We start from the raw sequence: 19,877 nt of genomic DNA on the forward strand, positions 1-19,877 counted from the left end.
ATTCTACCCTGCAAATCGGTTCAGATGAGAAAACAGATCAGTTGTGAACGAAAGAATCGTCGACAGCATCCAAGGACCGAAAAAGATCAGTCCAAGCATCACCGCCACGATTTTCGGAATGAACGCAAGCGTCTGTTCCTGTATTTGAGTTGTCGCTTGAAAGATACTGACGAGCAAACCGACGATCAGCGCGATCGCAAGCAGCGGCCCACTGATCATTAGTGTTACATATACGGCTTTTTCCGCCATGGAAATTACAAATTCTGAACTCACAATTAGCACCTACCCTAAAAGCTGTCAAGCAAAGATTTCACGATTAAATACCATCCATCGACCAAAACGAAAAGCAATATTTTAAAGGGCAGAGAGATCATAACCGGCGGAAGCATCATCATTCCCATTGACATTAAGACGCTCGCCACGACCATATCGATAATTAAAAACGGAATAAAAATCATAAAGCCCATTTGAAAAGCGGTTTTGAGTTCTGATATCGCATAAGCGGGCACCATCGTCGTCAAAGGAATATCCTGAATCGATTCAGGTTTTTTCATCTTGGCATAGTTCATAAACAGCGCCAGATCCTTCTGCCTTGTATGCTTGCTCATATACTCTTTAATCGGCTTCTCGGCTTTTGTATATGCTTCATCGAGACTGATTTTGTTGTCCATCAGCGGCGTTAAGGCTTCCTTATTAATCTCTGAAAAAGTCGGCGCCATAATAAAAAACGTCAAGAACAGCGCAAGGCCGATTAAAACCTGGTTGGGAGGCATGTTCTGCGTCGCCAGTGAGGTTCTCACAAAAGACAGGACGATGACGATTCTCGTAAAGCAGGTCATCAAAATCAGAATCCCCGGCGCCACTGAAAAGACAGTCAAAAGCAGCAGTAATTTAACAGTGGAGCTGACTTCGGTCGGACTGCTTGAATTAAAAAGATTAATAAATTCATTCATGATGATAAGGGCCTTTCTTCTTTCCTTCAGAACGGCTTTGTTTCAGCTCGTTCAACTGTTCTTTCAGCGCTTTTGAAAACGACGGAAGCATCGTTTGCGGCTTTTTTTCTCCATCCTTACGCGGATTTACGAGCTTGGTCCATTCCACTTTTGAAGACATCGACTCTTCGTATTGGCTCAGAATCGCCTCGCGCTCTTTTTCATCTTCAATTTCTTTTAAAAGCTGTATCGTTTCGCCCACACCGACTACGAGAACGCTGTTTCCCACTTTAATCAGCTGCACGGAACGGTTTTGGCCGACTGACGTTCCGCCGATATTTTCTACATATTGAAACGGCTTCAGCAGACGGTTTCTTCTATTCATCAGTTTGACAAATCCATAGATCAGCAGAATGACGAATAATAACGCCCCAATCATCTTTACAAAATCAAAAGCGGAGACAGAAGATGCAGAAGCATCCCCTATCTCTTGATCAGCCGTTTGTTTCGATGTATCGCTTTTTTTCTCTGTTTTGTTTGTTGATTGTTTGTCAAACCATTCGTTGACGGTGGAATTGTCAGACTCCGCCGCAAAAGCAGGGAACGGATGTACATTGAGTAAAACGAAACAACAAATCAAAGCTAGTAAACCATGACTCTTTTTCAACAGTCGTACACCCTTTAGCTTAATGTTTTATTAATGGCTTCGAGCACGCGGTCCGCTTGGAACGGTTTCACGATAAAGTCTTTTGCGCCGGCTTGAATCGCGTCAATAACCATTGACTGCTGGCCCATAGCCGAACACATGATGATTTTCGCCTGCGGATCGATTTGTTTAATTTCCTTTAGAGCTGTAATCCCGTCCATTTCAGGCATTGTAATATCCATTGTCACAAGGTCGGGGGAATGCTCTTTGAATTTTTCGACCGCCTGCGCTCCGTCTGAAGCTTCAGCTACAACGTCAAAACCGTTCTTCACTAAAATATCTTTGATCATCATTCTCATAAATGCTGCATCGTCTACAATTAAAATTCTGTGTGCCATAATCTGTTTCTCTCCTCTATGTTCGCTTATTTTAAATTGTTAAGGCGGTCTGCCTGACTTAAAATATCAGTGACTCTCACGCCGAAGTTTTCTTCTATGACGACGACCTCGCCTTTTGCCACGATCCGCTGGTTGACCAGGATGTCAACAGGTTCACCAGCCAGCTTGTCAAGCTCAATAATGCTTCCCGCAGAAAGTTCAAGGATTTCTTTGACGCTTCTCTTCGTTCTGCCGAGCTCAACCGTAACGGAAAGCGGAATATCCATCAGCATATCAAGGTTATTCCTTGATCCTTGCGCCGCTTCGTTATGATCAAACGCCTGGAATTCCACCGGAGCGACTTGAACAGGAGCAGCTTTTTTGGCGGTTCCCTGTCTCTTCGGAAGCTCGGGTTTTGCCTGCGGCTCCGGCTGCATGGCAGGTTCCGGCTGCGGCGTTTCGTATGTTTCCTGTGGTTCTGATACGGTTTCTGCGGCCTCTGACTCATGCTGGTCTGCAGTCATCAGTTCTGCGATCAGATCTTTCGCAAACGTAATCGGATAAAGCTGCATGATGCTCGAATCGATTAATTCGCCGACTTTCAGACGGAATGACACTTTTACGAGCAGGTCATCCTCAGGTATTCTGTCGGTCCCTTTTTCTTCCGTCACATCCAGAAGTTCAACCCTTGGCGGAGAAATGTCAATCTTTTTACTGAACACGGTCGACATTGACGTCGCAGCCGAGCCCATCATTTGATTCATTGCTTCCTGAACGGCGCTCAGGTGGATTTCACCGAGTGACGGATCGGCGCCCAGGCCGTCCCCGCCGATCATCAAATCCGCGATGATGGCCGCGTCGCTTTGTTCGACGACGAGCAAATTGCTGCCGTCAAAGCCTTCTGTGTAGTTCACTTCAATGGCAACATACGGATGAGGAAATTCATCACTGATTTTGCTTTTTGAAATGACGGTCACACTCGGCGTCGTAATGTCCACTTTTTGATTTAAAAGAGTGGACAGCGCCGTAGCCGAGCTGCCGAACGAAATATTCCCGATTTCTCCGATCGCATCGCGCTCAAGTTCAGACAAGTTCGCCTCTTGAGGCTGTTCTGTATCCTCTGATTGACTGCTTGTGCCGTTAAGAAGAGCATCGATTTCATCTTGAGATAATCTATTGTTCATCTTGTTCACCTCTTATGTCGTGATCTAAAATTTGCACTGCCTGTCTTCGATTCACCCGGCCGGCCTGCCCTAAAAACTTCGGTTTGTTTCCGACCAATACAGTAAGAGGATCAGTCACTGATTTGTCCAGAGTTATACAGTCCCCGACTTCCAAACTTAAAAATTCTTCTATTGTCAGTTCAGAAGCGCCCAAGAGAGCCACAACGGGAATTTGAGCCGTCATGATGCGCTTTTCAAGCAACTTCGTTTCTTCGGGCTTCGCTTCATTCCGGTCTGATTGCATCCAATAATGTACGGAAAGCTTAGGGATAATCGGCTCAAGTACGACATGGGGAATACAAAGATTAATGACACCGCTGATTTCACCTATCTGCGTATTGAGAGAAATGACAACGACTGTTTCATTTGGGGAAACCATCTGTACAAACTGAGGATTCACTTCAAATTCAGTCATTTCAGGGTCAATATCAGCAATCGATTGCCACGCTTCTTTGTAGTTGCCCAGTGCATTTTCAAATAAGTTAGAAATAATATTCGTTTCAATTTCCGTAAGGCTGTCAGCTTTGTTATGAGTGATGCCGATGCCTCCCATGACGCGGTCAAGCATTGCGTATGCGATGGTGGGATTAACCTCCATCATGATTCTGCCTTCCATCGGATGAACATCGAATAAATTTAAAATCGTCATGTTCGGTATGGAACGGATAAATTCTTCATACGGCACCTGATCAACTGAGCTGACGGATATATGAATATACGTTCTGAGCTTGGCGGAAAAGTGTGTTGTGAGAAGCCTCGCAAAGTTATCATGTATCCGGGTTAAACTGCGTATCTGATCTTTCGAGAATCTGAGAGCCCGTTTAAAATCATATACCTTTACTTTTTTCTCTTTTACTTCCTTTTTCAGCTCTTCCGCATCCGCCTCACCCGTGGAAATGGCGGAAAGCAGTGCGTCTATTTCATTTTGGGAGAGAACTTCTCCTGACATTTTCTTCACCTCCGTATTCTGTCAAATTTGTTTTTATTGCAGATTAAAGGAGGTAATGTACACTTTCTGAACTTTTCCTTCTTGGAGATAGCTGTTTACTTTCTCTTTTAATGATTGTTTAAACGCTTCTCTTCCTTTATCTCCCTCAATCTCTCCGGCGCTTGTGTCGGCTAAAATGGAAATGATGTTGTCTTTCACCTGAAAATCGCGTTTTTCAAGTTCTTCCTTCGCTTTAGCCGAGTCGGTTTCAAGCTTGATGCCGATACGGATGATGCTGTCAGACTTTAAGTTTGTCGTAATATCGTCGACAGACACAGTGGCTGCAACGACTTCGTCAATTGTCGGCTTTTTATCTTTGACGGAATTTCCGCTGACGACAAAATATGCTGCCGTTCCGAGGCCGGCGATGACAATTAAAATAATCAGCAAAATGATGACTAATTTTTTCTTCATTCTTCTTCCTCTATTCCCTGATCCAGTGAAAATATTTGTATGCTATGGTAAAACGATATGACTTTTTTGAGAACTGCTTCTTCCGGTTCTTTCACTACGAACTTTTTGCCGTTGGACAGTGTAATCGTCGTGTCGGGGAAGCACTCAATCTGTTCGATAAACAGCGCGTTCAGCGTAAAAGGCTGGCCGTTTAAACGGGTGACTTGAATCATGCAATCCGGAGAAGCGGCTTAACCGCCTCTCCTCCCTCCTTACCGTTTCAGATTAACCAGCTCCTGAAGGATTTCATCTGAAGTCGTAATGATTTTTGAGTTTGATTGGAAACCCCGCTGAGCAACGATCATTTCGGTAAATTCATCTGTCAGATCTACGTTTGACATTTCAAGATAGCCTGCCAAAAGCTTACCCGTTCCGTTTTCGCCCGGCGTGGTGACTGCGCTCGCAGCTCCTGAACTTAATGATTCTCTGTAAAGGTTGCCTCCGATTTTTTCCAGACCGGCGCTGTTAGGGAACGTGACCAGACCGATTTGTCCGGCATCATGAACCTCATCCCCTGCATCAGTGTATGTAACGGTTCCGTCTGCACCGATGCTGTAATCTTTCGCATCAGTCGGAATATTGATTTTGCCGCCGCCGATTTTTTCAAGGTAGTACCCGTCAGTCGTAACAAGGTTCCCTTGATTGTCCTTTCCGAAATTCCCCGCACGTGTGTAAACAATTCCCGCACCTGTATTAATCTGAAAGTAGCCGTCTCCGTCAATGGCTAGGTCGGTTTTATTCTGTGTAGCCTGCGGGGCGCCGGTTGAATGAACGACATCAATGGAAGAAGTCGCGGCACCCAAGCCGATTTGTTTTGAATTGGTCACGTTTGAACCGCCGGCGACTGTCTGGCTGATCATATCTTTAAATGTAACGCGGCTTTTCTTAAATCCCACTGTGTTGACGTTGGCGATGTTATTGCCGATTACATCTAGTTTTGTCTGAAAGTTTTTCATGCCGCTGATACCGGAATATAATGAACGTAACATGTTAAATTCCCCCTGGGTTTCTTTTTATTTAGATGTTTCGCTGACGGCCGTGACATTCCACGGACTGACCTCTTTGCCATTTTCAAGCACGAGCACGTAATTGCCGTTTGAATGCTTGACTGAATTGACCGGGCTTGTCTGATCCTTCCCGTCGCTGTCGCTGAATGTAACATTTTTGCCGATCCAGTTCACATACATCGTAAACGGATCTTGATTTTCTACAAATTTAGTCATCGTCGTATTCATATTCATCATTTGCTCCAATGAAGAAAATGTCGCCATCTGGCTGATGAATTCTTTGTCATCAACCGGATTGAGCGGGTCCTGGTTTTGAACCTGTGTCATTAAGATCTTCAGGAATTCGTCTTTCCCTAAATTCGTGCTGCTGTTTACTGCGGAGGTGCTCTTCGCGCTTGAAGTGGCTGAAGCGCCCGCCGCGGCATAATCCGAGTTTACTGATGTCAACTATTCTTCCTCCATTTCATTGAGAGAAAGCTCCTCCAGCATATCTCCGAAATCGCCTGACTGCTGCTGGTTCTTCTGCTCTCTCTGTCCCTGATGCTGCTGTTTATTGTGATCGGCCGTCTGTCCGTAAACAGGCTGCTGATCCCCGCTTTGAAGCGGGACTGTAAAACGGTCGACTTGGACCGACATATTCGGAAGCGACTGTTTCAGCTGAGGAAGATGCTGTTCCAGCAGCTCTTTCGCAGACTGGCTGGATGCGATTATTTTGCTTTGAAACATCCCGTTTTCGTTTGTCACCTTAATTGTGACAAATCCGAGGTTCTCGGGATTAAGACGAATCGTAAAGCTTCCGGTTGTTTTCCCGAAAGGCGTGTATTTCATCTGTTTCCAGCCGCTGATGACCTGATCCGTTAACGGTTTATTTTCTGCCGGCTGCTGTTCAGCTCCTGCGGACGTTTGCTGAATGCCGGCAAGGCTTCTCGTTCCCGAAAACAGTATATGTGCAGACAATTTGCTGTCAGGCGCCTTTGCGTGAGAAACCGTGCCGCCGTTTTGCTGTTCTGTTTTCCCGGCTGACTCTTGGGATGATTCAGATGATTGAGATAACACAAAAGCTTTCAGCTCAGTTTCAGCCATATCCCAATCCTTTGTTCCCTTTTGAGAAAGGCCCGCAAGCTGCTCCGCGACGCTTTGAAAGCTCTTCAGCTCAGCGGCTGTCATGGAGTAAAGTTTAGATGCCGATTCGTTTTTCGGAAAAAATGTCTGCCGCAGGTCTTGAATCACGCGGTCCGGAACGCCTTGTTTTTTCAATGCCTCTAATAAACGGGCGCCTTCCTGGTAAACCGCCTTTGCCTGCGCGCTGTCAGGCAGTTCCTGCTGAGATGTGAAGAGCTGGGATACGGCTTCTTGAATGAACAGCAGCCCCTTCTCAAGCGCATCCTTGACGGAATCCCCGTCTTTTGCGGAAGAATCCGGCTCATCCGTTTCAGGCTTCCCCCCATGCTGTTTTCCCGCTAACATGTCTTCAACAGATTCGGCAAGCTGTTTCAATAAAGGAAGAGCTGTTTCAGCCGTCTGCTTTCCTTCAAGAGCTTTTACCGCCTCAAGCAGCTGTTTTAGCTGCAATTCTTTATCTTCCGGGCCGGCTTTCAGCCAATCACCGATTTTCGATAGGGCATCATTCAGCTCAGCGTCACTTGTTTTTGTTTCATCTCCGGGCTGCCGGGGAGAAGTGATTTCCGATAGGAGCCAGTTCTGAAATAGACCTAAGCTGTTTACATTCATCTTCACATTGCTGTTTTGCGCAGTCTGCGTACGATTACCCGTTAATTCAAGCAGCTTCAACTTACATCACTCCTTATTTCCGTCAGCGGATAGTTTTTCTGTATATTTAGCCGCTTGTTCAGGAGTCATTTTCGTCAAGATTTCAGCAAGCTGCTTTTTACTTAATCCGTTTAAAATATCGAGGGCTTCTTTTTCTTTCAGCTTTACGATAATGCTTGCCGCTTTACCGCTGTCCATACTTTTATAGATGTTGATCATTTTATCTTTTCCGGCTGAATCCGAAGCGTCTTTTTTCGTTTCATCCGTCTTCGTTTTCTGCTGCTGTTCAGCTTCCTGTTTCAGTGAACGGATTTTCTGATTCAGATTATCGATTTCGGACTTGCTTGTGTCTAAATCTTTATTCAAAATGTTAATTTCACTTTTTTGTTCCTTTATGGTCTTTTCAAGAGAAGCCGTTCTGTCTTCCTTCTGCTTTTCCGCCGCACTTTTCATTTCTTTCGTTTCGGGAACCAATTCTTTTAAAACAGGCGTTTTAGCGGCTGTTTCCTGAATCGGCTTCATCACATCAACGCCGGCAGCCCAAAGGATGATGCTTGCGACGATGATCAGAAAAATCAGCGGGATCATGATAAAAAGCAGGATTGAACCGAACTTTCCAGATCTCTTTTCTTTATCGGCCATTTCATTCGCTCCTAATGCCCCTGAATCATAAACTGCTTGATTGAAATGTCGTCCATTTCCCTCATCTCTGCAGCTTTGTCTTCAAGTGCGAACATATTAAATTGTTTTTCCCGCATTTTTTCAAATTTCTTTACTTCAATGTTTTTTTCGGTAAGCTGTTCCTGCTTCTCATTCATTTCATTTCGTTTCATGATGACAAGCTTTTGATAATGATAGATGGTGTTCTCAAGATTGGAAACGAATTGCTGATAATGTCTCATTTCCTGAACGCTCATCCCGCATTTCAGCTTTGATTCTTTGTCTTTTTCGAGCAATTCTTTTTTGCTCATATTTTCATATAGTTTTTCAGCCACTGTCTCAAATTCAGAAACCGATTGTCTGTATTCAGTCAATGTTTGGTCTTTTTCATTTTCTTTTAATTCCAGCAGCTTTTGAAATCTGAATTGGTATGCCACGATGTTTATTCCTCTTTTCCTGTCAGACTCGTCAATGCCGCAATGCTGTCTTCCAATTGAGCAGGTTCTTCCGTTCCTTGTTTTAAAAATTGAATAAGCTGCGGATAAAACTGAATCGCTTCATCAATTTCTCTTGATGACCCTCTTTTGTAAGCTCCGATATTAATGAGATCTTCAGAGTTTTGATAAGTTGACAGAAGATCACGGAATTTGTTGGCCGCCTCTATATGCGATGTGTCTGAAATATTAGACATGACCCTGCTGATGCTTTTCAGGATATTCACGGCCGGGAACTGCCCTTTGTTGGCAAGCGCCCGATCGAGAACGATATGCCCGTCTAATATTCCGCGCACCGTATCGGCAATCGGTTCGTTCATATCATCTCCGTCAACGAGAACCGTATAAAAAGCGGTTATCGTTCCTTGTTCATTCGCGCCCGTTCTTTCCAGCAAACGGGGCAAAATAGCGAACACGGAAGGTGTATATCCTTTTGTTGTCGGCGGTTCTCCCGCTGCCAGGCCGATTTCCCGCTGAGCCATCGCGACCCTCGTGACGGAGTCCATCATGAACATCACATTCCGGCCTTTATCGCGGAAGTACTCTGCAATGGCGGTGGCCGTATACGCCGCTTTCAAACGCATTAAGGCGGGCTGATCAGAGGTCGCGACTACGACGATCGAGCGTTTCAGGCCTTCTTCGCCTAAATCCTTCTCGATGAATTCACGCACCTCGCGCCCCCGTTCACCGACGAGTGCGATAATGTTTAAATCAGCTTCAGTCTGCTTCGCGATCATTCCCATCAGGGTGCTTTTTCCGACCCCGCTTCCGGCAAAAATCCCGATTCTCTGCCCTTTTCCTACCGTCAGCAGACTGTCAATCGATCTGACGCCGACACCCATCTTTTCCCGTATCGGCGGGCGTTTCATCGGGTTTGGAGGCGGCTGTTCCGTCGAAACGGGGGACAAACCTTTCGGAAGCGCCCGGCCGTCAAGAGGTTCGCCGAACGCGTCGACAACTTGTCCGATTAAACCCGCGCCTACTTTGATGCGGAGCGACTCGCCAGTGGCCTCCACAATGCTGCCCGGCGCGATGCTGGCCGCTTCCAGATAAGGCATTAACAGAATGTTTTCATCCTGGAAGCCTACAACCTCAGCTTTAATCGCTTTTTTCGCATGGCCTTTCGGATAAATGAGACAAACATCTCCGATTGAGCTTTCGGGCCCTTTTGATTCAATCATCAGCCCGATGACCCGTTTAACCTTGCCGTAGCGCTTGTACGGATCCGCTGTTTCAATTGAGTCTATTAAATACTGTGTCTTCATTGCTCCGCTCCCGCCTCAAGCGCCGTTAAAAGTTTTTGCTTTAATTGCATCAGCTGGGTATCTATGCCTGCATCGACACGTCCGAACGGAGTTTCTATCGAGCACGTTCCCTTCGCGGCTTTTTCATCGGCATATAAGCTTAATCTGCATTCTTTGTATAACAGCTGCTGAATTTCGTCCATATGCTGATGAACCGTCTCATAATATTCAGGGTCCACATAGATGGAGATGTCATCATAATCTTTTACTTCGGCTACTACCTGTTTGACCAGCAGAAGGAAAGCCTCTTTATCATCACTTTTTTGCCGCCATACTTTTTTAGCGAGCGCAACGGAAAGCTCAATGATTTCTTCCTCAGCGCTTTCCAGTTTTTCCTCGACTGACTGTCTCGCCATTTCCATAACGGCATTGGCCCGGCTGATGAGATTGGCGTATTCAGCTTGAGCCTCGGCTTTTCCCAATGCCATGCCTTCTTCATATCCTTCTGCCTTTGCTTCTTCTATCAATCTTTGTTTTTCTTCCGCCCAGCGGTGTTTCTCTTCTTCAATCTGACGAAGAGTGTGCTCAAATTGATTTTTCGCTTCTTCAGACACCCTGTCGGCTTCTGCTTTGGCAAAAGCCATGAGAGCCTCTGGATTTTCGGGTTCCTCCCGGTCTGGCTGGGAATGTGTTTTCCTGACTTCCTGCAAGGAAAGCTTGCGCCGTTTTTGTTCAGGAGAAAATGATGATTGCTGTTTAATGATATTAGACAATAATATCGTCTCCTCCGCCTCGCGCGATTACAATTTCTCCGGCTTCTTCCAGCTTGCGGACGACGCCCACGATTCTTGATTGCGCCTCTTCCACATCACGCAAACGCACAGGCCCCATAATTTCCATTTCCTCTTTAAACGTTTCAACCATGCGCTGTGACATATTGCTGAAGACGATTTCTTTGACTTCCTCGCTCGCAACCTTCAATGAAAGCAGGAGGTCGTCGTTTTCAACGTCTCTGATCACGCGCTGAATCGCACGGTTATCAAGGGTGACAATATCTTCAAAGACAAACATCCGTTTTTTGATTTCATCCGCCAACTCAGGATCTTGGATTTCTAATGAATCAAGGATCGTTTTTTCCGTTCCTCTGTCTACGCCGTTTAACACTTCAACAACGGCTTCTATGCCGCCGGTCTGCGTATAGTCCTGCGTAAAGGAGGAGGACAGCTTTTGTTCAAGGACCCGCTCCACTTCATTTATGATTTCAGGAGACGTTCTGTCCATAACCGCAATCCTTCTTGCCACCTCAGCCTGAACGTCCGGGTTCAGCTCAGACAAAATCTGTCCGGCCTGCACCGGGTCAAGGTAGGATAAAATCAGCGCCATCGTTTGCGGATGTTCCTGCTGAATGAAATTTAAAATCTGTTCGGGCTCCGCTTTTCTCGCGAAATCAAACGGCTTTACCTGCAAAGAAGAGGTGAGCCTGTTTAAAATGCTTACCGCTTTGTCTTCTCCGAGCGCTTTTTCAAGCACTTGGCGGGCGTAATTTAAACCGCCTTGTGAAATATAGTCCTGAGCGATTGCGATATTATGAAATTCTTCAATGATTTCATCTTTTCTTTGATGATCGACGCTTCTGACTCCCGAAATCTCGAGTGTCAATCTTTCAATTTCTTCTTCAGACAAATGCTTGTACACAGAAGCTGATACATCAAGGCCTAAGGAAATCATGAGGATGGCTGCTTTTTGTTTTCCTGTAAGCTTGTTCTGATCACGTTTCGCCATTTTCCATTCCCCCTAATCCTCGTCCAGCCAGCTTCGAAGCAATTTAGCAAAGTCTTCCGGTTTTTCTTTAGCCATTTTTTCAAGCTGTTTTCGTCTGACTGTTTCTTCCGTTTCAATTTTCTCTTCGTTGATATCAGGCAATCGAACCGGCTCCGGCGGTGTTTCATATTCATATTCTTCGTATTCATCCTCTTGTGAGCGTTTCTTTCTGATAAGGAGAATAATAAGCAGAATAATGGCCGCAAGCAGTACGCCGCCTGTAATGTATACCCAGATCGGAAGACCTGAAGATTGTGCCGAATCTGTGTTCAGGCTTGTTTTTCCGTCAAACGGCTGAACGGATACAACGATTTTATTGTTGATATCATTGTCTGTCAGGTTTTGATTTTGCGTTTCGTTTTTATCAAGAGACGTTCTGACGACCGTTCCTAAAATCTTCTGTATATCAGCCTGTCTCTGTGCTGATAAGGAAGCGGCATTTTTCGGATTAGGCGGCTCCACCATGACCTGAATGCCTAAATCACGCACTTTATACGGGCTTTCAGCGATTTCTTTATGAATGCGGTTGACTTCATAGTTGATTTTATTGCTGCTTTTTTCGTAGTCCCCGCTGTTTGAACCGCCGTTTGTCTCGGCATAATTCGCGGTGTCATTGCTTCCCGTTCCGGCCGTGCCGCCGTTGGCCGCGCCGTCGCCTTTATACGTTTCCGCAACTTTTTCGGCGCTTACCGCTATGCCTTCCATGTTATCTTTATCGACAGGTTCGACAGTGTCTTCAGTGCGTTTTTCCTTCGTGAAGTCAATATCCGCCGTCACGGAAACAACGACCTTATCCTGCCCCATCATTGTGCCGAGCAGTGACTGAACATGTTTTTGAATGTCCTTTTCGACCTGCGACTTAATACCTTGCTGAGAAGCATAACTGTCAGAAACGGACCCTGCACCGCTGTCACTTTTGTCATAATATGTAGAATTTTGATCCATTATGACGATATTATCTTCTTTTAAGTTCGGAACACTTTTAGAAACGAGATGGTACAGCCCGTTGATCTGGTTTTGATCAAGCGAGTAGCCCGGTTTCATCTGCAAAACGATTGAAGCGGATGCTGCCGGCTGATCTTCACCGACGAACACGGCTTCTTTCGGCATATTGATCATGACCTTCGAGCTTTTAATACCGTCCATTTCATTTATCAGGTTTGACAATTCGGTCTGAGTCGCCTCAACCTTTAAAACGTCAAACTCATTATCCGTCAGGCCGAAGCCCGCATTTTGTCCGAAAAACGAATAATCAATTGATCCCGTTTTCGGCAGGCCTTCTGCGGCAAGCTGGACTTTAAGCGAATCCACTTGGCTCTCAGGAACCTTAATGACCGTGCCGCCGTCAGCAAGTTCAGAAGACACCTTTTTCGTATCGAGCTCTTCTTTAATCTTCCCCGCTTCTTCCGCGGACAAATCTTTATAAAGAGGCACCATCTTTTCAGACGAAGTAAAAATAATAACGACGATGAGTAAAATAATGAATGCGGCCAAGCCGCTTACCATGAGTATCTTCTGTGTTTTTGATCTGTTGTTCCAAAACGCTGCCGTTTTGGTTTTTATTTGCATTAGAGTACGATTCATGTTAACCCCCGGTCATTCCAGTCATTCTCTTCAATCTGACCACTACATCTGCATTCTCATGATCTCCTGATAGGCTTCCACGGCTTTATTGCGGAATTCGGTAGCGGCCGTCAGAGAAATATTTGCTTTTTGGGCAGCGATCATGACCTCGTCAAGGTTTACATCCTTTCCTGCAGCCAGTTCGTTCGTTATTTGGTCAGATTTCACTTGTGACTCATTTAACGAATCAATAGAGTTTTTTAAAAGCTCCGAAAAGCTTGTTTGGTTTGAAGAATCAGTTTTTTGAGTTTGGTTTAATTGATTCGTTACGTTTTGAGTGTTTTGGGTTTGTTGAAGCTGAAAAGGAGTAATAGCGTTAACCACTTACATCACCTTACTTTCCGATTTCTAAGGCCTTCAAAAGCATGCCTTTGGAGGCGTTTAATGCAGTTACGTTTGCTTCATATGATCTCGTGCTGCTGACAAGATCCACCATTTCCTTTAATGGGTCTACATTTGGTTTTTGTACATATCCGTCTTTATTCGCATCAGGATTCTCCGGATCATAAACGAGATTAAAAGCGGACGGGTCTTCCGTAACACCAGATACCTTTACGCCATTTCCCGCGCTTCCTGTTCCGTTCATCTTGGAATGTAAAAGGGACGAAAATGATTCGCCTCCGGATTGGAGAGATACCAGCTTTCTTCTGTAAGGCACCCATTCGCCATTTACCTGCTTCGCTCTCGTTGTATCCATATTGGCCAGGTTGGACGACACGACGTCCATCCGGACACGCTGTGCAGTTAAAGCGGAACCCGAAATATTTAAGCTTTGAAAGCCACTCATTATTTCCCTCCTGTCAAGACGGTTTTCAGAGAATTGAATTTGCCGCTCATTCTTTCAACCAAAGCCTGATAATTAATTTGGTTTTCGGCTAAATCTGTCATTTCTTTGTCGATATCGACATTGTTTCCGTTTTGCTGGTACGATGTATCACTGCTGGACACGATAGAATAATCGTCCCCCGAACCCGTAAAGTCAACGTGCCGATAGTCGGTTTTTACAGCCTCAAGATTGGATGTTTCCTGATCTAACAAATTTCGGAAAGAGACTTTTTTTGCCTTATAGTTCGGTGTATCTATATTGGCGATATTATTAGTTAAGACTTTTTGCTTAATGTCCGCTCTCCCCAAGGCATTCTCAAGATTTTGTATAGTTCCAGAAAATAAGTCCAAATCCACTTACCTCCATTTCAGATATTTTTCTCCTAAAAATCCTTGTCGAGAATTGTAAAACCATATGCTTATTGTAAGAAATAACAGGCTTAAAGTCTATGAAGTTAGGCTAAAAAAAAGTGCTCAATTATATCTATTTTGCATGTGGGTATTAAGTCCTAGAATATTTGTACTACAAGGATTTGTTTAATATAAGACTGAAAATAGCAGAATTTCTGTATCTTCCTCCTTTTTTCACACAGCAAGATGGATTATCTCAGATCAGATTCCAATAAGCAACTTTAAACTGCAACTTTTCACCTATTGTCCATAAAAAAAGCAGGACCCCCATTTTTAGGGATCCTGCTTTTGTCTTAATGAGATTTAAGGTTTTCCAATTCAATAAGGAATTTGTTGTTCAGAACTTTAATGTACGTCCCCTTCATTCCCAGTGATCTGGATTCAATGACGCCTGCGCTTTCCAGCTTTCTCAGCGCGTTAACGATGACTGAACGCGTGATGCCGACACGGTCCGCAATCTTACTTGCCACAAGCAAGCCTTCGTTTCCGTCAAGCTCTTCAAAGATATGCTCAATCGCTTCAAGTTCACTGTAAGACAGAGAACTGATCGCCATTTGAACAACCGCTTTGCTTCGCGCCTCTTCTTCGATTTCTTCCGCTTTTTCTCTTAAAATCTCCATTCCTACAACGGTTGCTCCGTATTCAGCAAGAATTAGATCATCATCTTCAAATTGATCCTGCAGACGGGACAGAATGAGCGTGCCCAGTCTCTCTCCTCCGCCGATGATCGGCACGATCGTTGTTAAGCCCGCTTGGAACAGGTCTCTGTTTTCCACAGGAAACGCCGTGTATTCGCTGTTGATATCAAGGTTTGAAGACGTCTCCGGAACATTGAACAGATTTCTCGTGTACTCTTCCGGGAACTGGCGGTCTTCAAGCATTTTTTTCATGCGGTCATTTTCAATCTGCTGATTAATAGAGTAGCCCAAAAGCTTTCCTCTGCGGCTGACGACGAAAATATTAGAATCAATGACGTCACGAAGCGTTTCAGCCATTTCTTTAAAGTTTACGGGTTTGCCTGCCGCAGCCTGCAGCATGCTGTTAATAATTCGTGTTTTTTGTAGTAAAGCCATGATAAATAATCCTCCTAGAATTCCTCTTATTAAATTTTCACAATATAAATTGACTTAGATCTTTGTTGTTTGCAATCGTTCCGAGCTTTTCTTCAACGTATTGCGGCGTGATGGCTACTTTTTCCATCGTTACGTCCGGCGCTTCAAACGACAGGTCTTCCAAGAGACGTTCCAATATCGTGTGAAGCCTTCTCGCTCCGATGTTGTCCGTATCCTGATTCACATGATAAGCCACTTCGGCGATCTTACGAATAGCTTCGTCAGAAAATTCAAGAGATATACCTTCTGTCTGCAATAAAGCCTGATATTGTTTTAACAGCGCGTTATCGGGTTCGACGAGAATCTTCACAAAATCATCTACCGTCAGCTTGCTCAATTCTACACGAATCGGAAAGCGGCCCTGCAGCTCCGGAATCAGATCAGACGGTTTTGCCATATGGAATGCCCCGGCTGCGATAAACAGCACGTGATCTGTTTTGACGGAGCCGTATTTCGTGACGACGGTAGAGCCTTCGACAATCGGAAGGATATCTCTTTGAACGCCTTCTCTCGATACATCTGCTGAGGAAGAAGCCCCTCCGTTTTTTGCGATTTTATCTATTTCGTCAATAAAGATAATGCCGCCCTCTTCAGCTCTTAACACGGCCTCTTGGCCGACTTCATCCATATCGATTAATTTGCCTGCCTCTTCATTGGTCAGAACCTTCCTTGCTTCTCTGACCGTCATTTTGCGGCGTTTTTTCTTTTTTGGCACCAGATTGCTCAGCGCATCCTGCATATTCATGCCCATCTGCTCCATCCCGGAGCCTTGCAGCATGTCAAACATCGACGGCTGCTGCTCTTCCACCTCTACGGAGACGTAATGGTCTTCGAGCTCTCCCAATGCGAGCTGATGCGCCATGCGCTTTCTTTTCTCTTCAAGGCTTGCTTCTTCCTGCTGGTCGGTTTCATCATCATTTGCCGCCTGGCTTCCTCCGAAAAGCATTTCAAACGGATTTTTCACACCCGCTTGTTTTTTCTTTCCCGGAACGAGAAGCCGCACTATACGTTTGTTTGCATTTTCTTCAGCCTGTTCTTTCACTTCGCTGATTTTTTCTTCTTTAATGAGCCGCACGGATGTCTCAACGAGGTCTCTGACCATTGATTCAACATCTCTGCCTACATAGCCGACTTCTGTAAATTTTGTCGCTTCAATTTTTATAAATGGCGCACCGGTAAGCTTGGCGATCCGTCTGGCGATCTCTGTTTTCCCCACCCCGGTCGGGCCCATCATCAGGATGTTTTTGGGAACGATCTCGTCTCTCAGTTTTTCATCAAGAAGACTTCTGCGATAGCGGTTTCTTAATGCCACGGCGACAGCTTTTTTCGCATCCTGCTGTCCTACAATGTATTGATCCAACCGATCTACGATTTGTCTCGGTGTTAACGGTTTGTTTTCCATGCGCCTCAAGTCCTTTCTATTCAAGTTCTTCCAAAATGATCTGATCGTTTGTGTACACACAAATCTCGCCCGCGATTTTCAAAGCGGCTTTTGCAATATCTTTGGCGGACAGATTCTCTCCGGCATAGGTTTTCAGCGCTCTTCCTGCTGACAGGGCGTAGTTTCCGCCGGAGCCGATGGCCAAAATACCGTCATCCGGCTCAATCACTTCACCTGTTCCCGATACGAGAAGCAAGGTATCCTGGTTCATGACAATCAGCATGGCTTCCAGCTTGCGCAGCACTTTATCGCTGCGCCATTCTTTCGCAAGCTCAACCGACGCACGTTTTAAATTGCCGTTGTATTCTTCAAGCTTCGCCTCAAACATTTCAAAAAGTGTGAAAGCGTCTGCAACAGATCCCGCAAATCCGGCCAGAACCTTTCCGTTAAACAGCTTTCTCACTTTTCTCGCGGTATGTTTCATGACTACAGCCTGACCGAATGTGACCTGGCCGTCTCCTGACATAGCGCTTTTCCCGTTATGCCGGACGGCAAAAATCGTTGTCGCATGAAAAGATGACATGAGAAGGGCCTCCTTTTAATTTTCTTTAAAAGCTCTCGGGTGGTGGGACATATATGTGTTTCTCAGCATTTCCTTCGATACATGCGTGTATATCTGCGTAGAAGACAGATTGGAATGGCCCAAAAGCTCCTGGACGCTTCTTAAATCAGCCCCTTCATTCAGCAGATGAGTCGCAAACGTGTGCCGAAGCATATGCGGGTGTATATGTAAAGTGCCGGATGCTTTTTTTACAAGCCCGCTTAAAATATACCGGATTCCTCTGGCGGTCAGCGGGCCGCCTCTTTGATTGACAAACAGCACATCATGAGGCTCTTTTGCTTTTTCAAGCAGGCACTGCCTTCCGCTGTTGATATACAGCTCCAGCGCATCACGGGCATATGAGCCGAACGGGATATAGCGCTGCTTCTTGCCTTTCCCGTGAACGAGCACCGTATCCATGAACAGGTCAAGATCGCCGACAGTAAGCGTACAGCACTCACTGACCCTCATTCCGGTCGCATAAAGAAGCTCAAGCAGGGCCTGATCGCGCATCCCTGACGGCTGACTTCTGTCTGAAACAGCGAATAGTTCCTCAAGTTCTTTTTCATAAAGAAACTTCGGAATCCGTTTCTCTTGTTTCGGCAGATGAACAAGCTGAAACGGATTCTCTTCAACAAGCTTTTCCCTCATTAAAAATTTATAGAAGCTTCTCAAAGCTGAAATTTTCTTGCTGATTGTTTTTCTTGACAGGCCTTTTTCATAAGCCTCTGTCAAAAATATTCTCACATCATGATATGCAGCTTCTTTCATTCCATTTATATTTTGAGCATGCAGAAACATCCCAAATTCTTCAATCGAATTAACATAATTCACAATAGTATATTGTGAATAATTTTTTTCAATTTGTAAATATTCAACGAATAACTTTAAAAAAAAGTTAACATTCTCAGTCATTATGAAGACCTCCCTCTCCGAAGGGCTTTTAAATGGTATCATATAATGCATCGAAGTTGCAATGAAAAGCTATATCGTTTTCGAAATAGTTTGAATAGTCTCAATTGCGCGTTTAGCGTATTCTTCATTTCGTTCTTTTTTGTTTTTAATTTTTACAGGCAATTCTTTTAAGAGGCCGAAGTTTGCATTCATCGGCTGGAAGTTCTTCTGATTTGTCGTCGTAATGTAGTGAGCCATGCTTCCGATCGCCGTCTCCTGCGGGAATGTCACAAGATCCTGACCGAGCACAAGTTTGGCGGCATTGATTCCCGCTACAAGACCTGAAGCGGCAGATTCAACATAACCCTCTACGCCGGTCATTTGGCCCGCGAAAAACAGATCGTTCCGCTGTTTAAATTGATATGTCGGGTTCAAAAGGCTCGGCGAGTTGATAAATGTGTTTCTGTGCATGACGCCGTATCTGACGATATCAACATTTTCAAGGCCGGGGATCAGTTTAAGCACTTCTTTTTGGTCTCCCCATTTTAAATGTGTCTGAAAACCTACAATATTATAAAGCGTTCCCGCCGCATCATCCTGTCTGAGCTGAACGACTGCATAAGGGCGCTTGCCTGTTTTCGGATCTTCCAGTCCGACCGGTTTCATCGGTCCGAACAGCATCGTTTTCTTGCCTCTTTTCGCCATGACTTCAATCGGCATGCAGCCTTCAAAGAAGATTTCTTTCTCGAATTCTTTTAAAGGTACCGTCTCAGCCGTCGTCAATGCTTCATAGAAACGGTCGAACTCTTCCTCTGTCATCGGGCAGTTTAAGTACGCCGCTTCTCCCTTGTCATAACGGGATTTTAAGTACACTTTCTCCATATCAAGGCTGTCTTTTTCGACAATCGGCGCCGCCGCGTCATAAAAATACAGATACTCTTCTCCCGTGAGCTCTTTCAGCTGCTGTGAAAGCGATTCTGACGTAAGCGGTCCGGTCGCGATAACAGTCGGGCCTTCCGGAATCTCTGTTACTTCCTCAGTAAGAACCGTTACGTTCGGATGGTTTTTCACGAGATCCGTCACGCTTTGCGCAAATTCATGACGGTCAACGGCAAGCGCTCCCCCTGCCGGAACCGAGCATTTATCAGCAGATTGAATGATTGCCGAGTCAAGGGCCCGCATTTCTTCTTTTAATACGCCTACCGCATTGGCGAGTGTATTTGAACGGAGGGAGTTGCTGCATACCAGTTCGGCGAATTTATCAGTATGATGGGCTGCCGTCTGCCTGACGGGCCGCATTTCATATAGTTTCACTTGAATTCCTCGTTTTGCAAGCTGCCATGCCGCTTCACTTCCGGCAAGGCCTGCTCCGATTACATTAACTGTTTGCTGGTTCATTTCTTTTCATCTCCTGT

Annotated in this window: 25 protein-coding genes; all 25 read right to left on the reverse strand. The window is 45.2% G+C overall.

The genetic code is table 11. From position 1 onward, the window contains the following. Positions 1–3: 3 nt before the first annotated feature. The 25 genes from fliQ to trmFO all read right to left on the reverse strand — a co-directional run bounded on the left by fliQ (position 4) and on the right by trmFO (position 19,860). The gene (gene fliQ, locus K3G25_RS09640) at positions 4–273 is read right to left on the reverse strand and encodes a flagellar biosynthesis protein FliQ (RefSeq protein WP_003154234.1); all 270 of its coding nucleotides are present in this window, start codon (positions 271–273) and stop codon (positions 4–6) included. Positions 274–287: 14 nt separating this feature from the next. Continuing rightward, on the reverse strand, positions 288–953 hold the full coding sequence (gene fliP, locus K3G25_RS09645) for a flagellar type III secretion system pore protein FliP (RefSeq protein WP_007409786.1): 666 nt from the start codon (positions 951–953) through the stop codon (positions 288–290). Continuing rightward, positions 946–1,599, reverse strand: coding sequence for a flagella biosynthesis regulatory protein FliZ (gene fliZ, locus K3G25_RS09650; RefSeq protein WP_003154237.1), 654 nt, complete (start codon positions 1,597–1,599; stop codon positions 946–948). The genes fliP and fliZ overlap by 8 nt, the downstream gene beginning before the upstream one ends. A gap of 14 nt (positions 1,600–1,613) precedes the next feature. Beyond that, positions 1,614–1,976, reverse strand: a complete 363-nt coding sequence (cheY, locus tag K3G25_RS09655) for a chemotaxis protein CheY (RefSeq protein WP_003154238.1) — start codon at positions 1,974–1,976, stop codon at positions 1,614–1,616. A 26-nt stretch (positions 1,977–2,002) separates the two neighbouring features. Then, complete coding sequence (fliY, locus tag K3G25_RS09660) at positions 2,003–3,139, reverse strand: flagellar motor switch phosphatase FliY (RefSeq protein ID WP_014417774.1); 1,137 nt, start codon at positions 3,137–3,139, stop codon at positions 2,003–2,005. Continuing rightward, positions 3,129–4,127 (reverse strand): flagellar motor switch protein FliM, encoded by a 999-nt coding sequence (fliM, locus tag K3G25_RS09665; RefSeq protein ID WP_003154240.1) that lies wholly within the window; start codon positions 4,125–4,127, stop codon positions 3,129–3,131. Before fliM ends, fliY begins: the two co-directional genes overlap by 11 nt. A 33-nt stretch (positions 4,128–4,160) precedes the next feature. Continuing rightward, complete coding sequence (gene fliL, locus K3G25_RS09670) at positions 4,161–4,580, reverse strand: flagellar basal body-associated protein FliL (RefSeq protein ID WP_021493686.1); 420 nt, start codon at positions 4,578–4,580, stop codon at positions 4,161–4,163. Further along, entirely contained in the window at positions 4,577–4,792 is a 216-nt protein-coding gene (locus K3G25_RS09675) for a swarming motility protein SwrD (protein WP_003154243.1), read from the reverse strand. Before K3G25_RS09675 ends, fliL begins: the two co-directional genes overlap by 4 nt. 39 nt (positions 4,793–4,831) lie before the next feature. Beyond that, complete coding sequence (gene flgG / locus K3G25_RS09680; RefSeq protein WP_007409783.1) at positions 4,832–5,608, reverse strand: flagellar basal body rod protein FlgG; 777 nt, start codon at positions 5,606–5,608, stop codon at positions 4,832–4,834. Positions 5,609–5,632: 24 nt separating this feature from the next. Next, complete coding sequence (gene flgD / locus K3G25_RS09685) at positions 5,633–6,073, reverse strand: flagellar hook assembly protein FlgD (RefSeq protein WP_029973465.1); 441 nt, start codon at positions 6,071–6,073, stop codon at positions 5,633–5,635. Further along, the gene (locus K3G25_RS09690) at positions 6,074–7,417 is read right to left on the reverse strand and encodes a flagellar hook-length control protein FliK (protein WP_072177004.1); all 1,344 of its coding nucleotides are present in this window, start codon (positions 7,415–7,417) and stop codon (positions 6,074–6,076) included. Between the two features lie 6 nt (positions 7,418–7,423). Next, positions 7,424–8,038, reverse strand: a complete 615-nt coding sequence (locus K3G25_RS09695; protein WP_015388236.1) for a MotE family protein — start codon at positions 8,036–8,038, stop codon at positions 7,424–7,426. An 11-nt stretch (positions 8,039–8,049) separates the two neighbouring features. Continuing rightward, positions 8,050–8,493, reverse strand: coding sequence for a flagellar export protein FliJ (gene fliJ / locus K3G25_RS09700; protein ID WP_003154253.1), 444 nt, complete (start codon positions 8,491–8,493; stop codon positions 8,050–8,052). Positions 8,494–8,498: 5 nt separating this feature from the next. Continuing rightward, entirely contained in the window at positions 8,499–9,815 is a 1,317-nt protein-coding gene (gene fliI / locus K3G25_RS09705; protein ID WP_007611430.1) for a flagellar protein export ATPase FliI, read from the reverse strand. Continuing rightward, positions 9,812–10,567, reverse strand: a complete 756-nt coding sequence (fliH, locus tag K3G25_RS09710) for a flagellar assembly protein FliH (protein WP_017417778.1) — start codon at positions 10,565–10,567, stop codon at positions 9,812–9,814. The genes fliI and fliH overlap by 4 nt, the downstream gene beginning before the upstream one ends. Continuing rightward, positions 10,560–11,576 (reverse strand): flagellar motor switch protein FliG, encoded by a 1,017-nt coding sequence (fliG, locus tag K3G25_RS09715; RefSeq protein ID WP_003154256.1) that lies wholly within the window; start codon positions 11,574–11,576, stop codon positions 10,560–10,562. The genes fliH and fliG overlap by 8 nt, the downstream gene beginning before the upstream one ends. A gap of 12 nt (positions 11,577–11,588) precedes the next feature. After that, the gene (fliF, locus tag K3G25_RS09720; protein ID WP_014417768.1) at positions 11,589–13,199 is read right to left on the reverse strand and encodes a flagellar basal-body MS-ring/collar protein FliF; all 1,611 of its coding nucleotides are present in this window, start codon (positions 13,197–13,199) and stop codon (positions 11,589–11,591) included. Between the two features lie 42 nt (positions 13,200–13,241). Further along, positions 13,242–13,562 (reverse strand): flagellar hook-basal body complex protein FliE, encoded by a 321-nt coding sequence (gene fliE / locus K3G25_RS09725; protein ID WP_007409777.1) that lies wholly within the window; start codon positions 13,560–13,562, stop codon positions 13,242–13,244. Positions 13,563–13,572: 10 nt separating this feature from the next. Further along, positions 13,573–14,025, reverse strand: coding sequence for a flagellar basal body rod protein FlgC (flgC, locus tag K3G25_RS09730; RefSeq protein WP_003154259.1), 453 nt, complete (start codon positions 14,023–14,025; stop codon positions 13,573–13,575). Beyond that, positions 14,025–14,414, reverse strand: coding sequence for a flagellar basal body rod protein FlgB (gene flgB, locus K3G25_RS09735; protein ID WP_003154260.1), 390 nt, complete (start codon positions 14,412–14,414; stop codon positions 14,025–14,027). The genes flgC and flgB overlap by 1 nt, the downstream gene beginning before the upstream one ends. 353 nt (positions 14,415–14,767) lie before the next feature. Then, positions 14,768–15,547: a GTP-sensing pleiotropic transcriptional regulator CodY gene (gene codY, locus K3G25_RS09740; RefSeq protein ID WP_003154263.1), complete on the reverse strand. Its 780-nt coding sequence runs from the start codon at positions 15,545–15,547 to the stop codon at positions 14,768–14,770. Positions 15,548–15,584: 37 nt separating this feature from the next. Next, complete coding sequence (hslU, locus tag K3G25_RS09745) at positions 15,585–16,988, reverse strand: ATP-dependent protease ATPase subunit HslU (RefSeq protein ID WP_017417774.1); 1,404 nt, start codon at positions 16,986–16,988, stop codon at positions 15,585–15,587. A gap of 16 nt (positions 16,989–17,004) precedes the next feature. Continuing rightward, a complete protein-coding gene (hslV, locus tag K3G25_RS09750) occupies positions 17,005–17,550 on the reverse strand; it encodes an ATP-dependent protease subunit HslV (RefSeq protein ID WP_014417767.1) in 546 nt (181 codons plus the stop codon). Positions 17,551–17,565: 15 nt separating this feature from the next. After that, positions 17,566–18,483, reverse strand: coding sequence for a tyrosine recombinase XerC (gene xerC / locus K3G25_RS09755; RefSeq protein WP_007409774.1), 918 nt, complete (start codon positions 18,481–18,483; stop codon positions 17,566–17,568). Positions 18,484–18,552: 69 nt separating this feature from the next. After that, positions 18,553–19,860, reverse strand: a complete 1,308-nt coding sequence (gene trmFO, locus K3G25_RS09760) for an FADH(2)-oxidizing methylenetetrahydrofolate--tRNA-(uracil(54)-C(5))-methyltransferase TrmFO (RefSeq protein WP_012117550.1) — start codon at positions 19,858–19,860, stop codon at positions 18,553–18,555. Positions 19,861–19,877: the final 17 nt, after the last annotated feature.

It is taken from the genome of Bacillus sp. FCW2 (genome assembly GCF_021228595.1).
Classification (GTDB): domain Bacteria; phylum Bacillota; class Bacilli; order Bacillales; family Bacillaceae; genus Bacillus; species Bacillus velezensis.